Genomic DNA, 15,033 nt, shown 5'->3' with positions numbered 1-15,033 from the left:
GTTCTCCTGGCCGCCGGCGACGTTGGGTTGAGGGCTTTACGCCAGCCTGTGAGGTGGGTAACATCAAAGCGTTGGTTGAACAGTTGTACCATCAAAAATCGACTTCAGGAAGTGCCATGACCCTTCAGACCACCCCCTTGGCCGCAACGACGCAGGCTCCTCAGGGGCAGCACCCGCTTGAGCAGCTCTCGGCACAGGAAATTCAGCAGGCCCGCCGGATCCTGGCAGATGCAGGCCTCGTTGCAGACACCACCCGCTTCGCCTATCTCGGCCTTATCGAACCGCCGAAGACCGCTTTCCACGGACCCGCTGCGGACGCCGCCCGCCTGGTCCGGGCCATGCTCTGGGACGCTGCACTGTCCCGCTCCCTCGATGTCCGCCTGTCCCTGACCACCGGCTTGGTGCTCGACCAGCGCGAACTGAATCCCGCCGTCGATGGCCAGTTGCCGGTCCTTCTCGAGGAATTCGGGCTCATCGAGGACATCCTTGCCGTAGACCCACAGTGGAACGCAGCCCTTGCCAGCCGGGGCTTGACCCCGGCCCAAGTCCGCGTCGCTCCCCTGTCAGCAGGCGTCTTCGAGTACGGGAACGAGGAAGGCAAACGGCTGCTACGCGGCCTCGGCTTCCGCCAGGACCACGCCGCAGACCACCCGTGGGCCCACCCCATTGATGGCCTGGTGGCCTTCGTGGATGTGGAAAACCGCCGCGTCAACCACCTGATCGACGACGGTCCCGTTCCAGTTCCGGAGGTCAATGGCAACTACACCGACCCCACGATTCACGGCGAGCACCGCACGGACCTGAAACCGATCGAGATCACCCAACCCGAAGGGCCCAGCTTCACCCTTGAGGGCAATCACCTTTCCTGGGCCGGCTGGGACCTGCGTGTTGGCTTCGATGCCCGCGAAGGCTTGGTGCTCCACCAGTTGAACCACTCGCACAAGGGACGCCGGCGCCCGGTGGTCCATCGCGCATCCATCTCCGAAATGGTGGTCCCCTACGGCGACCCTTCCCCCTACCGCAGTTGGCAGAACTACTTCGATTCCGGCGAGTACCTGGTGGGCCGGGACGCCAACTCGCTCAAGCTTGGATGCGACTGCCTGGGCGACATCACCTACATGTCCCCCGTGGTGGCCGATGACTTCGGCAATCCGAGAACCATAGAGAACGGCATCTGCATCCACGAGGAAGACGCGGGAATCCTGTGGAAGCACACGGATGAGTGGGCCGGATCCAACGAGGTTCGCCGCAACCGCCGCCTGGTGGTCTCCTTCTTCACCACCGTGGGCAACTACGATTACGGCTTCTACTGGTACCTCTACTTGGACGGCACCATCGAATTTGAGGCCAAGGCCACGGGCATCGTGTTCACTGCCGCGCTCTCGGACAAGGACTACGCGTACGCCTCGGAGATCGCTCCCGGCCTTGGCGCGCCCTACCACCAGCACCTCTTCAGCGCCCGGCTGGACATGATGATCGACGGCGCCACGAACCGCGTTGAGGAACTGGACCTCGTGCGCCTCCCGAAGGGACCGGAAAACCCGCATGGCAACGCCTTCACGCAGAAGCGCACGGCGTTGACCCGTGAATCGGAGGCAGTCCGCGACGCCGATGGAGCCAAGGGACGCGTGTGGCACATCAGCAACCCGGACTCGTTGAACCACCTGGGTCACCCTGTGGGCTACACCCTCTACCCGGAAGGCAACCCCACGCTGGCCATGGCGGATGATTCCTCCATCGCCTCGCGGGCCGCTTTCGCCAAGCACCACCTGTGGGTCACGAAGCACGCTGAGGATGAGCTCTACGCCGCGGGCGACTTCGTCAACCAGCACCCCGGAGGTGCCGGGCTTCCCAGCTATGTTGCCCAGGACCGCGACATCGATGGCCAAGACCTCGTGGTGTGGCACTCCTTTGGCCTGACCCACTTCCCCCGCCCGGAGGACTGGCCGATTATGCCCGTTGACACCACGGGATTCACGCTGAAGCCGCACGGCTTCTTCGACGAGAATCCCACGCTCAACGTGCCGTCATCGGCTGCGGGCCACTGCGGTACCGCCGTCGGGCATTCCGAACCCGGCCACTGCGCGCACTGAAGCGGGCCACACGGAGCACCGCTCACCGCCGCGGGACGCGCAGCCGCGCTCCCGCGGTGGTAGTGTGCTCACGGTCCCAGCCATGGACCCCGCGAACGAAGGAGCACCATGCCCCGCTTGGTTGATCACGAGGAACGGCGCCGTTCCATCATCGAAACCACGTGGCGGTTGATCGCGGGCCAAGGCATCGAGAACGCCAGCATGCGTGACATCGCAAGGGAGTGCGGTTATGCGGCGCCGGGCGTACTGGCCCACTACTTCCCCAACAAGGACGCGTTGCTGCTGGCCTCCTACGAGTTGATCTGCGAGCGAACCAACGAACGCATCGCGGCCGGCACGGCCGGACGCCGGGGACTTTCCGCCCTTAGAAGGTTGTGCCTGGAAATCATCCCGGCCGACCCCCTCACAGTGGTTGAAGCCCGGGTAGCGGTCTCCTTCTGGCAGCGCGCCCAGACGGAAGACGCGCTGCGCGCCGTCGGCAGGGAGGCCTTGCTGCACTGGCGTGGCCTGGTGATGGGCTTCCTCGCCCAGGCGGAGCACGACGGCGAATGCGAACCTTTGGTTGACCCGGATGCGGTTGCCGACGAGCTGCTGAACATCATGATGGGGCTGCACGTCACGTCCATGCTCGATCCGGATGCCGTGACGGGTTCCCGGCAGCGGCATTTGGTGGAGCGTGCGCTGGCGAGGCTGGCCGCCCGGAAACAGGCGCAGCCCGGGCTCAGATCCTGAGCCGGGCTGCGGTTCCTGCCTGGTTGTCCGAATTCAGTTGTACGAATTCAGCTGTGCGGAATTCAGTGGTGCGAATTTCAGTGGCGCCGGTTCAGTTGCGTCAGAGGCGGATCGGCGGCGCTTCCTTGGTGGCCACAGCACCGGGTAGAGCCGTGACGTCGTCCCCGCTGAGAAGATCCTTGCCTTTGCTTTCCTTCATGCTCAGCACGGCAGCCAACCCAATCAGGCCAACCAAAATGAGGTAGAAGGCGGGCATCATGTCGTTGCCGGTTTGGGCAATGAGCCAGGTCAGGACGTAGGGCACCGTGCCGGCGAAGATGGCCGCCGTAAGGCTGTAGGCGATGGAGAGCCCCGTCTGCCGGGTGCGGGTGGGAAAGAGTTCGGCAGCCGCGGCGGCATGAACGCCAAGGATGAGGGCCAGGATGACGCCGAGTCCGATGGTGCTGACGATGCCGGCCCAGGCTGTGCCGGCCTGCATGATCAGGAACAACGGGTAGGCCAGCACCACAAGCGAAATGGCGGCCGTGATCAGGAGCGGCTTTCTGCCGATCCTGTCGGACAGCGCGCCCACCAACGGGACGAGAATCAGGCCCGCCACGGAAGCTGCGGTGGAAAGCAGCGCGGCCGTGCCGGCGTCGAACCCCAGTACTTTCTCTTGATAGGTCAGGAGGTAGACCAGCACCACGTAGAAGGTCACATGCATCATGATCTCCAGGCCGCTCATCTGCAGGAGCTGCTTCCGATGTTTGGTGAGGACCTCCTTGACGGGACTCTGCGGGACGTTGCCCAGTTCCTCCAGGGAAAGGAATTCCGGGGTGTCTTCAATCTTGGAACGGATGTAGAAGCCGATCACTCCCAAGGGAACCGCGATCAGGAAGGGAATGCGCCAGCCGCCGTCGGCGATTGCTTGGGCGTCCATGGCGCTGGAGAGCACGAAGACCACCAACGAGGCCGCCAGGAAACCGAGAAGGCTTCCGAATTCAAGCCAGCTGACGCCGAAGCCACGGTGTTTCCGGGGCGAATACTCGGCGAGGAAAGCCGCTGCACTGCCGAACTCGCCGCCAGCCGCGAGGCCCTGGACCACGCGGGCAGCGACCAGCAGTATGGGTGCCCACAGGCCGATTGCGTCGTACGTGGGCAAGAGTCCTACCACCAACGTGGCGCCGCTCATGGAGAGAATCACGATGGACAGCGTCTTCTTGCGGCCGATCCTGTCGCCGAGCGTGCCGAAGACCAGCGCGCCCAGGGGCCGGACGCCGAAGCTGATGGCGAAGACGGCGAAGACTGACAACAGCGCGGCGGTGCTGTCCTGCTGGGGGAAGAAGACCACGGCGATGGTGGAAGCGAGATAGGCGTAGATGGCCCACTCGAACCAGTGGACAAAGACGCCGATGGAACCGGCGGCAACACTGGTGCGCAAACCCTTTCGACTGATCTGCCCCTCGTTGTTATTGGTGTTCACAGTTCCTCCTGGAGGAAAAGATCCGATGCTGGGATGGGGAGAGCGAGCCTGCGGTGGTCGACGTTGACCGACCTGGGACTGCGCCACCAGAACACGTGACTTGAGTCACGCCCGTTTGCTGGTGTAACCATTTTCGGACGCGGGAACATGATCTGTCGAATAGATTTTTAACACCAAGTGCATCTATTCAGCAGATGAATGGGAGGGGCTGACCTAAGCTCGGGCCGAGCGGGCGGCGACGACTTGGTGCCTCACTGCCTGCGCAACGGCCCGCACCCTCGCCGTGGGGCGGTGGGACTTCAAGTGCGCCAGGACTGTCTTCAATTCCGGCACATCGTCGCGGATTTCGACGGCGGCGAGGCGGCCGCCGTCGTACGTCAACTGATGCTGTGGCCGCTGGTGCAGGATGGAATAGCCGAGGCCCCGTGCGACGAACGTGCGCACGGTTTCATAGCTGGCCGAGCGGAACCTGACGTCCGGCTCCTGGCCACCGAGGCGCGCGATGGACAGCATGAGATCCCGGGTGTGCGGCAGGTCCAGGAGCACAAAGGATTCGCCGCTCAGCGCAGACAGCGAGACGCTCTTTGACCCCGCCAGCCTGTGATCCGGCGGCAGCGCCACGTAAGGCCGGACAGTGTCCACCACAGAGCTGGCGATTGCCTCCGGCAGGTCCAGGTCGTAGCACAGGGCCAGATCAGCCTGCCCGCTGAGCAGCGCACTGATGCAGCCCGAGGTGTCGGTCTCGATGACCTCCGTCTCAAGGGCAGGGTGGTCCTCCCTCAATTTGGTCAGCACCCCGGGGAGCAGGAACGGGGCCAGCGTACTAAAGCAGGCAATCCGGATTCGCCCGGCAACACTCTGGTGTTCACCCCGCGCGTGATCGATGCTTTCCTCTACCTGCGCCAGGATGGCCTGGGCATCCCTGACGAACAGCTCACCGGCCGGAGTCAGCACCAGGCCCTTGGAGCGCTGCCTGATAAAGAACTGCGTTCCGACGTGCCGCTCCAGCTGGGCAATCGCGGCCGATACTGCCGACTGCGCCACATTCAAACGCACGGCCGCCCCTGTCATGGACAACTGGGCCGCGGCTTCGACGAAATAGCGCAACTGCGTGAGGGTCACATCCATGCCACGAGACTACACCGTGCATCAGAAAAGTCGATGCAACCGTTCTAAAAGAACTGTTGGACAGATTTAGCACGCCACAGGAAGCTGAAGGATACGAGCACCCGGCTTACAGGACTGAAAGGCAAGCTGCGACATGAAGCACCAGCGTATCCGCACGTTCAATACCAAAGAGACCTATCCCGAACAGAACCTGGATAACGACCTCTGCCAGGCAGTGGTGGCCAATGGTGTGGTTTACCTCCGTGGCCAGATCGGACAGGACTTGGAGACGCGGGAATCAGTAGGAATCGGCGACGTCGAAGCCCAGACAGAGAAGGCCATGGCCAACATCGACATGTTGCTCAAGGAGGCCGGCAGCAGTTTGGAAGACATCGTCAAGGTGACCGTCTACCTCATCGATCCCCGCTACCGCGAAACCGTCTACCGAACCATGGGCCGCTGGCTCAAGGGCGTGTTCCCCGTGTCCACCGGGATAGTCGTCCAGGCCTTGGCGCGCCCGGAATGGCTCGTGGAAATTGACGCCACTGCAGTGCTCTCCACGGAGGGACAGCAGTGACGTTCAGCATTGCCGCCACGGACGGCCACGGCAGGTTCGGCATGGCGGTCTCCTCGTCCTCCCCCGCCGTGGCCGCGCGGTGCGCGCACCTGCGCGACGGGATCGGCGCCGTCAGCTCCCAGAACATCACAGACCCCCGGCTGGGAACGGCGTTGCTGGACCGCCTGCAAGCCGGCTATTCCGCGCAGGAGGCGATCGACGCCGTCGTGCAGGAGTCACCATCGGTGGATTACCGGCAACTGGTGGTCCTGGATGGCAAGGGCGGATCCGCAGTGTTCAGCGGAGCCCATACCCTTGGCGTGTTTGGCGAAGGCCGGGGAGCGAACAGTGTAGCTGCGGGCAATATGCTGGCACATTCGGGAGTTGCCCAGGCCCTATGCGACGCGTTCGAAGCCGCCTCCGGCGAGCTGGAAGTGCGCCTCATGGCCGCCCTGCGAGCCGCCGAAGCAGCAGGCGGTGAGGCCGGACCAGTGCGGTCAGCGGGTATCTCGGTGGTGTCCGGACACGGTTGGCGGGACACGGACCTGCGTGTGGACTGGCATGAGGACCCGATGACCGAACTGGAGAACCTCCTGGGGGTGTGGCTTCCGCAGCGGCATGACTACGTGGTCCGGGGCCTGGACCCCGCCGCTTCCGTCGGTTATGGAGTGGCTGGCGATGAGCGCTGAAGCAGTGACACCCGTGGATGCCGCTGTCCAGCGTCAGCGGGTGCTTGATTCCGTCACCGAACAGCAGCCGGAGCTGATCCAGCTCTCCGGGACGCTCCACGCCAACCCGGAGCTCGGCTGGCAGGAACACCGCGCGGCGGCCTGGACCGCCGACTATCTCGCCGCGCACGGCTTTGAGGTGGAAAGAGAGTATTTGGGCTTCCCCACTGCCATCCGTGCGGTGTTTGGAACGGGCTCCCGTCGCATCGGGCTCATGGCCGAGTACGACGCCCTTCCAGGTCTTGGCCATGCATGCGGCCACAACATCATCACCGCCATCTCGTGTGGTGCCGCGGTGGCCCTGGCAGAGTTTGCCGCCGAGCGGGACCTGACCGTGGAACTCTACGGAACCCCCGCGGAGGAAGGCGGCGGCGGAAAGATCGAGCTGCTGAAGAAGGGTGCCTTCCAGGGCCTGGACCTGGCCATGATGGCGCATCCCAGTCCCGTCGATTCCGCCGAGGCCCGCCCCTACGCCGTGGCCCACAACCATGTGGAATACCGCGGTAAATCAGCTCATGCTGCCGCCTATCCCGACCAGGGAGTCAATGCCAACGATGCGTTCATAGTTGCCCAGGTGGCGTTGGGACTCCTCCGCCAGCAATTGCCGGCCGGTACCCGTGTCCATGGGATCCAGACCCGCGGCGGTGAAGCGCCCAACGCCATACCTGAGAAAACAGAAGGCCGCTGGTACGTCCGGGCCGAATCACTCGCGCAGTTGGGCGAGCTCGAAGAGCGCGTGCACCGGTGCTTCGAAGCCGGAGCCCTGGCGTCGGGCTGCGAGCTGTCGGTGACCCCGGAATCGGAACCCTATTCGGAGTTCCGCACGGACCTGCGGGCGCTGGAGCTGTACGTCAGGCATGCGAAAGCCCTGGGCCGCGACTTCGACGCACCTCCGGAGCAAGCAACCATGAACCGCGCCTCAACGGACATGGGCAATGTGTCCCAAGTGGTCCCGGCCATCCACCCCTATATAGGACTCGGCTGCTTCCCTGCAGCCAACCACCAACCCGAGTTCGCCGCGCATTGCGTCGGCGACGCAGCCAACCTTGCCATTCACGACGGCGCAACCGCCTTGGCGCTTACGGCGCTGGACTATTTGGCTGCATAGCCGGGGAGTCCGGCGTCGTGAGCATTTTCAGGAACAGGACAATGACCGAACAAGTAACCTCTCCCTGCCCGGGAGTACGACGAGAGCACGACAGCCTCGGGGACGCAGACGTCCCCGAGGCTTCGTACTGGGGCATCAGCACGCTGCGAGCGGTGGACAATTTCCCCGTCAGCGGACGAACAATCGGCACCCTGCGTTCCCTCATTTGGAGCCTGGGTGCCGTGAAGTACTCAGCGGCACGGGCAAACGAAAGCCTGGGCCTTCTGGATCCCGACAAATCCTCAGCGATTCAAAAGGCTTCCCTGGAAGTCATGGACGGCCATTTGGATGACCAGTTCGTAGTGGACACCATCCAAGGCGGAGCCGGGACCAGCACCAACATGAACGCCAACGAGATCATTGCGAACCGCGCCCTGGAAATCATGGGGCACCCCAAGGGCGATTACGCCGCACTGCACCCTATTGACGATGTGAATCGCAGCCAATCCACCAACGACGTGTATCCCACTGCCATCAAGATCGCCTTGCAGCGGGAAATCTCTTGGTTCTGCGCCGAACACGGCAGGCTCATCGAAGCATTCGATGCCAAAGCCGCCGAGTTCGCCGGCATCATCAAGGTGGGCCGGACCCAACTCCAGGATGCCGTCCCCATGTCCATGGGCCAGGAGTTCGGCGCGTTCGCCGAAACGCTACGCGAAGACGGCCAACGGCTCCTGGAACTGTTGCCCCACCTGCGGGAATCCAATCTGGGAGCCACGGCCATCGGCACCGGCATCACAGCTTCCCCGGAATACCGGCACGCCGTGATCAGCGAGCTCAGCTCCATCACCGGTCTGCAGCTCTCCTCTGCCACCAACCTCGTGGAGGCCACCAGCGATACGGGCGTCTTCATGCTCGTCTCCGGTGTCTTGAAGAGGGCAGCAGTGAAGCTTTCCAAGATCTGCAACGATCTTCGATTGCTCTCCTCCGGTCCGCAAACGGGTTTCGGGGAAATCTTCCTGCCCGCAGTGCAGGCAGGGTCATCCATCATGCCCGGCAAGGTGAACCCGGTGATCCCGGAGATGGTCAACCAGGTCGCTTTCCGGGTTGTCGGCGCCGACGCGACGGTGACCATGGCCGTGGAGGCCGGCCAGCTCCAGCTCAATGCGTTCGAGCCGGTCATCGCTGACGCCTTGCTGGAGTCGATCGCCTGGCTCACGGTGGCCTGCCGCCAACTCCGGACGCACTGCGTGGACGGCATCACCGCGAACACGCAGGTGCTGCAGCAACGCATGATCGAGTCGATCAGCGTGGTCACCGGGCTGGCACCCTTGATCGGATATGCGGCCGCGGCGGAACTTGCCAAGGAAGCCCTCGCGTCCCATCGGGGCATCGCGGAACTCGTGTTGGAGCGCGGACTGCTTGATCCGCAGAGGATGGAGGCGGCCCTTTCCGCCAGGTCGCTGGCAGGGCTCGGCTGAGACACCAAACAGCAAAAGGGACCATGCCTGACAGGCATGGTCCCTTTTGTCTGGTTTGTCTGGTTTGTCTGGTTTGTCTGGTTTGTCTGGTGTGTCTGGTTTCTTCCGGCGCTAGACCGCTCCGCTCGCCACCAGCGCGTCCTGCTCGTTGTGCACAAGATAGCTCCGCTGGATGGTGATCTGATCGGCAACGTACTTGGCATCGTGCCAGACGCCCCAGATGAAGCTTGAGCCCCGTCGTGACTGCCACGGCAACCCCAGGAAGTACACGCCTGGCTCGGTGGACACACCGCGTTGCTGCAACGGCTTGCCCTTCTCGTCGAAGGCGTCCACTTGCAGCCAGCTGTAGTCCACTGCGAAACCTGTGGCCCACACGATCGACGTGACGCCGGCGCCGGCGAGGTCGAGCTCGCGGATGGGGTTGGTGAGGCTCTCCGGGTCAGGCCGGAGGAGGCGGGCTTCGGGTTCTTCCGGGAGGTCCAGGCCATTGCGTTCAACGTAAGCGTCGGCTTCGTCGAGCAACTCCAGGTAGTGGGTATCACCGTTCGCGATATTGGTGCGGAGGTCATCCGCAAAACGCATTGTTCCGTTGTCGAACGCAGTGGTCCGTCCCACGAGCTTGATTCCGTTCTCGGCGAGCGCACGGAAGTCAACGGTATGGCCACCGTCTGCCCCGCTCACCGCGATGGTCACATGCTCTGCACCCGCTGCCGGAGTGGAAGCGTCCCACTTGCCGAGCACCCCCAGCCACCAGCAGAAGTCCCGGCCCCGGTAGTTCCGCGGCGGACGGTCATGCGGCCCTACCGAGAGGAAGACCTGGCGGCCGGAGCGTTGGATTTCCGCCGCGATCTGCACGCCCGATGACCCAGCCCCGACCACCAGCACCGCACCTTCGGGCAGTTGGCCCGGGTTGCGGTACGAGCTTGAGTGCATCTGCATCACGCCGGCGGTTTCGGGTACGACGGCGGGGATCACCGGCCGCTGGAACGGCCCCGTGGCGGCTACGACATAGCGGGCGTTGAACTCTCCGTCAGAAGTCTGCACCTGGAAGCCCGGTGCGCCGACGTTCCTGCGCACGGATTTGACCTCCACGCCGCAGCGGATGGGCGCCCCGATCTTCTCTGCATAGGCCACGAAGTAGTCTGCCACCTGCTCTTTGGAGGGGAACGAACCGGGTTCCATGCCGGTGAATTCCAGGCCCGGGAACCGGTCGTGCCAGGCCGGCCCATTCGCAACCAGGGAGTCCCACCGCATTGAACGCCACCGCTCGGCGATGCGGTGGCGTTCCAGCACGATGTGGGGAATTCCCCGCTCGCTCAGGTGCTCGCTCATCGCTACCCCGGCCTGGCCTGCACCGACGACGAGGACCTCAACCTCTTGGCTTGACATGTGTTCTCCTATTTAGCGATGGGTCACAGCGCGGATCGACGGCTCCCGTCGTTGGGAGCATCGGCTGAAATGACGGACGCTGTGGCCCTTTTCTGTGACGGTTAATTCATTCTCACGTGCACAAAGTGCATCTGCATAGCGAATAAAACCGCACAACCACATCGGAAATTCTGATGACACTCTTGGCGACTCGAGCGCAGGCCATTACTGGCAACCACAGCTCTGTGGCACCATGACATACAGCTTGCAAAGCCCTTCGGTGTATCAAATCGATAAGGAGAACGTCACGTGAGCAGACCCATCAAGATCGCGGTGACCGGCGCGGCGGGCCAGATCGGCTACAGCCTTCTGTTCCGGATCGCCAGCGGTGCCCTCTTCGGCCCGGACACTCCGGTACAACTCCGGCTCCTGGAGATCACGCCGGCATTGAAGGCCCTCGAGGGAGTTGTGATGGAGCTCGATGACTGCGCGTTTCCCGCGCTCGATTCGGTGGAAATCGGCGATGACGCCGACCATATATTCGACGGCGTCAACTTGGCTTTACTTGTTGGCGCCCGTCCGCGGTCCAAGGGCATGGAACGCGGCGACCTGCTCAGCGCCAATGGTGCTATTTTCACGGCGCAAGGCAAGGCTCTCAACCGTGTCGCGGCCGACGACGTCCGTATCGGTGTGACTGGCAATCCGGCCAACACGAACGCCTTGATTGCCATGAGCAACGCGCCGGACATCCCCGCCACACGATTCAGCGCCCTCACCCGGCTGGATCATAATCGTGCCCTCGGCCAGCTTGCTCGAAAGACACAAGTCCCGGTCCGGGAGATCCGCAGGTTGACCGTCTGGGGCAATCACTCTGCAACGCAGTACCCGGACATCTTTAACGCGGAGGTAGCCGGCAGAAACGCGGCCGAGGTGGTGAACGATCAAGACTGGATTGAGAATGACTTCATCCCGACGGTCGCTCAGCGAGGCGCAGCGATCATCGAGGCCAGGGGCGCATCCTCTGCGGCCTCGGCGGCATCGGCAACCATCGACGCAGCCCGCGACTGGCTTCTCGGCACCCCCGAGGGCGATTGGGTTTCGATGGCCGTTGCCTCCGACGGATCATATGGCGTGCCCGAAGGTCTTGTTTACTCATACCCAGTGACCACCTCAGGCGGAAACTGGGAAATTGTTGAAGGACTGGAAGTGAACGACTTCAGCCGCAGGAAGATGGACGCTACAGCCGCTGAGCTTTTCGACGAGCGAGCTGCCGTGGCTGATCTCGGATTGATCTGATATCCCTCAGTGACGTGCTGTTGGCGTGACCAGCCGTGCAAGGTCGGTTCCAGGGGCCGCCAGCCGGTCCACTGTGCTGAAGATGAACTCCTGCATTGCTGCAACGGCTGCTGAGGGTCCAATGTCGTTGCGTCGGGCCAGGTTGACTGTTCTTGTCAGCGAAGGATTGACCAGGCGGGTACTGCGGAGTCCGGGCCGACCGATGACTACCATTGCCGGCACCACCGCCACACCCAGTCCCCGTTCCACGAACCGTAGCACGGCGTCCATCTCGGCGCCTTCGACGGCGATCACGGGCTCCAAGCCGCCGGCGGAGAACGCAGCCTCGGTAGCCATCCGCAGGTCATAGCTTCGGTTGAAAGCCACCTGCGGAATGCGCGCCAACTCTTCCAGGGTGAGTTCTTCCGGCGTCGCTGATCCGGAGGCGGAGACAACCACCAGCTCCTCCGTCAGCAACGGAACCAGTTCAGTGCCCTGCACGGCGGGGTCCGTTCCGCGGGTGACGACAAGAGCCAGGTCCAAAGCGCCTTCGTGGAGGGCGCCAACCAGGAAGCGCGAGCCGCCTTCAGTGATGTGCAATTCCACTCCGGGGTGCGCGCTTCGGAATGCGGCCAGTACATCGGCCACCAGTGAGACGCACAGGGTAGGTGGAGCACCCAGACGAATGCGACCCCGGCGCAACCCTGCAAGCTCGTTCATCTGCTCCCGCGCGGTCTGCGCGTCACCGAGCATGCGCCGGGCGATGGGCAGGAGGAGCTCCCCCGCATTGGTCAGAGTCGCTCCGGACGGTCCGCGGTGGAAAAGGGCCATTCCAAGATCGGCCTCAAGTGCTGCGATCTGCCTGCTGAGGGAAGGTTGCGCGAGAAACAGTTGCTCGGCCGCGCGTGTGAAATGGCCCACCCGGGCGATCGTCTCAAAGGAGCGTAACTGCTCTAGCTTCATGGTCATAGCGTAAACGCATCGACTTGACTCGAACAATTCATTGGAGACATGATGCTGTTCCTTCTAGCGTGGGGACCATGAACCTCAACACGATTCCAGAACGCCTTATGTCTACCACCGTGCTGGTCATCGGCACTGGCGGCGCCGGCCTGCGGGCGTCCATTGAACTCGCCCAACAAGGCGTGCAGGTGCTGGCGGTGGGCAAGCGCCGCAAGCATGACGCCCACACGAGCCTGGCCGCCGGTGGCATCAATGCCGCTTTGGGCACCATGGACCCCGAGGACAGCTGGCAGCAGCACGCCGCCGACACCTTGCGGGAGTCCTATTTCCTGGCCGATCCGTCCATCGTCGAGACAGTAGCCCGCAATGCGGCCCGGGGCATCGAGGACCTTGAACAGTGGGGCATGCCGTTCGCCCGGGAGGAAGATGGCCGCATCTCGCAGCGCTTCTTCGGCGCGCACAAGTATCGCCGCACCGCCTACGCAGGGGACTACACCGGGTTGGAGATCCAGCGCACGCTGATGCGCCGGGCCGCAGAGTTGAACGTGCCGGTCATCGACACCGTTTACATCACCCGGTTGCTCGTCGCCGACGGCACCGTCTTCGGTGCTTACGGATTCGACATAGTTGACGGCACCCCCGTGCAAATTCACGCAGATGCGGTCATCCTGGCCGCAGGCGGACATACCCGCATCTGGCGGCACACGTCGTCCCGGCGAGATGAGAACACCGGGGATTCCTTCCGGCTGGCCGCCCTGGCCGGAGCCCGAATCCGCGACGCCGAGCTGGTCCAGTTCCACCCTTCCGGCCTCTTGGAGCCCGACGACGCGGCCGGGACGCTGGTCTCCGAAGCCGCGCGTGGAGAAGGAGGCATCCTCACCAACGCTCTCGGCGAGCGCTTCATGGAACGCTACGACCCTGAGCGCATGGAACTTTCCACCCGGGACCGGGTTGCGCTGGCCGCATTCACCGAAGTCGCGGAAGGTCGCGGGACCGAGAAGGGCGGCGTGTATCTGGACGTCTCCCACCTGCCGCGGGAAACCATCATGGAAAAGCTGCCACGGGTCTATCGCACCCTGATCGACCTGCAGATGCTGGACATCACCACCACAAAAATCGAAATTGCGCCTACCGCTCATTACTCGATGGGCGGGGTCTGGGTTGCACCGGAGGACCACGGAACGGGCGTGAACGGCCTCTACGCAATCGGCGAGGCCTCTTCCGGGCTGCACGGCGCCAACCGCCTTGGCGGGAATTCACTGATTGAGCTCCTCGTCTACGGACGTATCACCGGCGAGCATGTTGCCCGCTACGTCCATTCGCGCACCCATATCGTCCGGGATGCCGCCGCCGTCGCAATAGCCCGCGGGGAAATGCAGTCACTGCTCAGTGAACGCGGAACAGAGTCCGCCCGGCGGCTGCAGCGTGAACTGCGCAACCTCATGACCGAACACGCCGGGGTGGTGCGCACCGAACAGGGCCTGGAACAAGGACTCGCCAAGCTGACCGCTTTGGAAGAGCGCGCCCAGCTGGTTACCGCCCATCCGGACATCGCAGGGTTCGATGACCTGGCCCACGCCTACGACCTGCTCGGTTCCCTGCTGGCAGCACGAGCCACGCTTGAGTGCGCCCTTGAACGCCGCGAAACCCGCGGCGCCCACAACCGTGCTGACTTCCCAACGGCAGATCCCTCACTGCAGGGGAACTTTGTTTGGTCCACAGATGAGGGCGTCAGGTTCGAAAGTCTGCCTCCAGCTCCGGATTCCTTCCGTGCCCTGGCCGAGGCCAACGCGGACGATTCCGTCGCCGGGAAGCTCGTCGAGTAGAACACCACGCCGCCTAGTCGAAAAACCCCACGATGTAGCCGATGAAATAGAGCAAGGACAGGAGGACGCCCGCACCGATCGCCGCCAGCCAGAAGACCTGCGTTCCTTTCCTCGGCCCGCCCTCATCGTGGCCCTGTGGCCCAGCGGTCGAGGCTTCCCCGGGAGGCGTCTCTCCCGGTGGAACGCCCCCTCCGGGTTCCAGCCCAGTGATCTTGTCCTCGTAAGGATCGGGGTTGCTTCCTGACACGGTAACTCCCTTTGATAGCACGGCTGTGCTTTTGTTCAGCGTATCGGGCCGGGCGCAGCACGCCTAGGGGCCGCTGGCGGCGGAAGCCTCCCGCCGCCGTCGTCGGCC

General features: G+C 63.6%; 13 protein-coding genes. 8 read left to right on the top strand and 5 right to left on the bottom strand.

Annotated features, from left to right (window positions below; translation table 11 throughout):
* The first annotated feature begins 116 nt into the window (after positions 1-116).
* Together N7568_RS14555 and N7568_RS14550 are read left to right on the top strand one after the other, a co-directional pair.
* Complete coding sequence (locus tag N7568_RS14555) at positions 117-2,093, top strand: primary-amine oxidase (RefSeq protein ID WP_261610506.1); 1,977 nt, start codon at positions 117-119, stop codon at positions 2,091-2,093.
* Between the two features lie 108 nt (positions 2,094-2,201).
* On the top strand, positions 2,202-2,825 hold the full coding sequence (locus N7568_RS14550) for a TetR/AcrR family transcriptional regulator (RefSeq protein WP_261610505.1): 624 nt from the start codon (positions 2,202-2,204) through the stop codon (positions 2,823-2,825).
* Between the two features lie 100 nt (positions 2,826-2,925).
* Here the strand turns inward: N7568_RS14550 and N7568_RS14545 are convergent, their stop codons facing one another.
* Positions 2,926-4,287: an MFS transporter gene (locus tag N7568_RS14545; protein WP_261610504.1), complete on the bottom strand. Its 1,362-nt coding sequence runs from the start codon at positions 4,285-4,287 to the stop codon at positions 2,926-2,928.
* Between the two features lie 213 nt (positions 4,288-4,500).
* Positions 4,501-5,415 carry a LysR substrate-binding domain-containing protein gene (locus N7568_RS14540; protein ID WP_261610503.1) on the bottom strand — a complete coding sequence of 305 codons (915 nt, stop codon included), beginning with the start codon at positions 5,413-5,415 and terminating at the stop codon, positions 4,501-4,503.
* 133 nt (positions 5,416-5,548) lie between these two features.
* On the opposite strand from N7568_RS14540, the gene N7568_RS14535 reads away from it, so the two are divergent.
* Genes N7568_RS14535 through N7568_RS14520 form a run of 4 tightly spaced genes read left to right on the top strand, consistent with a single transcriptional unit; the run spans position 5,549 to position 9,246 of the window.
* Positions 5,549-5,971, top strand: a complete 423-nt coding sequence (locus tag N7568_RS14535; protein WP_105694094.1) for a RidA family protein — start codon at positions 5,549-5,551, stop codon at positions 5,969-5,971.
* Complete coding sequence (locus N7568_RS14530) at positions 5,968-6,639, top strand: DUF1028 domain-containing protein (protein WP_261610502.1); 672 nt, start codon at positions 5,968-5,970, stop codon at positions 6,637-6,639. The genes N7568_RS14535 and N7568_RS14530 overlap by 4 nt, the downstream gene beginning before the upstream one ends.
* Positions 6,629-7,786, top strand: a complete 1,158-nt coding sequence (locus tag N7568_RS14525) for a M20 family metallopeptidase (RefSeq protein ID WP_261610501.1) — start codon at positions 6,629-6,631, stop codon at positions 7,784-7,786. Before N7568_RS14530 ends, N7568_RS14525 begins: the two co-directional genes overlap by 11 nt.
* Positions 7,787-7,827: 41 nt before the next feature.
* Positions 7,828-9,246, top strand: coding sequence for an aspartate ammonia-lyase (locus N7568_RS14520; RefSeq protein WP_261610500.1), 1,419 nt, complete (start codon positions 7,828-7,830; stop codon positions 9,244-9,246).
* 111 nt (positions 9,247-9,357) lie between these two features.
* Here the strand turns inward: N7568_RS14520 and N7568_RS14515 are convergent, their stop codons facing one another.
* Positions 9,358-10,635 (bottom strand): flavin-containing monooxygenase, encoded by a 1,278-nt coding sequence (locus tag N7568_RS14515; RefSeq protein ID WP_261610499.1) that lies wholly within the window; start codon positions 10,633-10,635, stop codon positions 9,358-9,360.
* Between the two features lie 288 nt (positions 10,636-10,923).
* On the opposite strand from N7568_RS14515, the gene N7568_RS14510 reads away from it, so the two are divergent.
* Positions 10,924-11,910 (top strand): malate dehydrogenase, encoded by a 987-nt coding sequence (locus tag N7568_RS14510; protein ID WP_261610498.1) that lies wholly within the window; start codon positions 10,924-10,926, stop codon positions 11,908-11,910.
* A 6-nt stretch (positions 11,911-11,916) separates the two neighbouring features.
* Here the strand turns inward: N7568_RS14510 and N7568_RS14505 are convergent, their stop codons facing one another.
* A complete protein-coding gene (locus N7568_RS14505; RefSeq protein ID WP_261610497.1) occupies positions 11,917-12,858 on the bottom strand; it encodes a LysR family transcriptional regulator in 942 nt (313 codons plus the stop codon).
* A 71-nt stretch (positions 12,859-12,929) separates the two neighbouring features.
* Between N7568_RS14505 and N7568_RS14500 the strand changes: the two genes are divergently transcribed.
* Entirely contained in the window at positions 12,930-14,678 is a 1,749-nt protein-coding gene (locus N7568_RS14500) for an L-aspartate oxidase (RefSeq protein ID WP_261610496.1), read from the top strand.
* Between the two features lie 13 nt (positions 14,679-14,691).
* Here N7568_RS14500 and N7568_RS14495 read toward each other — a convergent pair whose 3' ends face one another.
* On the bottom strand, positions 14,692-14,925 hold the full coding sequence (locus tag N7568_RS14495; protein ID WP_261610495.1) for a DUF6480 family protein: 234 nt from the start codon (positions 14,923-14,925) through the stop codon (positions 14,692-14,694).
* Positions 14,926-15,033 lie beyond the last annotated feature (108 nt).

The organism is Paenarthrobacter aurescens (assembly GCF_025421775.1).
GTDB lineage: Bacteria > Actinomycetota > Actinomycetes > Actinomycetales > Micrococcaceae > Arthrobacter > Arthrobacter aurescens_B.
This window is presented reverse-complemented; position numbering and strand designations above follow the sequence as displayed.

Excerpts from the sequence above, each read along its gene's own strand:
- N7568_RS14515 (WP_261610499.1), bottom strand. The coding sequence starts at position 10,635 with ATGTCAAGCCAAGAGGTTGAGGTCCTCGTCGTCGGTGCAGGCCAGGCC.
- N7568_RS14505 (WP_261610497.1), bottom strand. The coding sequence starts at position 12,858 with ATGACCATGAAGCTAGAGCAGTTACGCTCCTTTGAGACGATCGCCCGG.
- N7568_RS14520 (WP_261610500.1), top strand. The coding sequence starts at position 7,828 with ATGACCGAACAAGTAACCTCTCCCTGCCCGGGAGTACGACGAGAGCAC.
- N7568_RS14550 (WP_261610505.1), top strand. The coding sequence starts at position 2,202 with ATGCCCCGCTTGGTTGATCACGAGGAACGGCGCCGTTCCATCATCGAA.
- N7568_RS14525 (WP_261610501.1), top strand. The coding sequence starts at position 6,629 with ATGAGCGCTGAAGCAGTGACACCCGTGGATGCCGCTGTCCAGCGTCAG.
- N7568_RS14540 (WP_261610503.1), bottom strand. The coding sequence starts at position 5,415 with ATGGATGTGACCCTCACGCAGTTGCGCTATTTCGTCGAAGCCGCGGCC.
- N7568_RS14500 (WP_261610496.1), top strand. The coding sequence starts at position 12,930 with ATGAACCTCAACACGATTCCAGAACGCCTTATGTCTACCACCGTGCTG.
- N7568_RS14555 (WP_261610506.1), top strand. The coding sequence starts at position 117 with ATGACCCTTCAGACCACCCCCTTGGCCGCAACGACGCAGGCTCCTCAG.
- N7568_RS14535 (WP_105694094.1), top strand. The coding sequence starts at position 5,549 with ATGAAGCACCAGCGTATCCGCACGTTCAATACCAAAGAGACCTATCCC.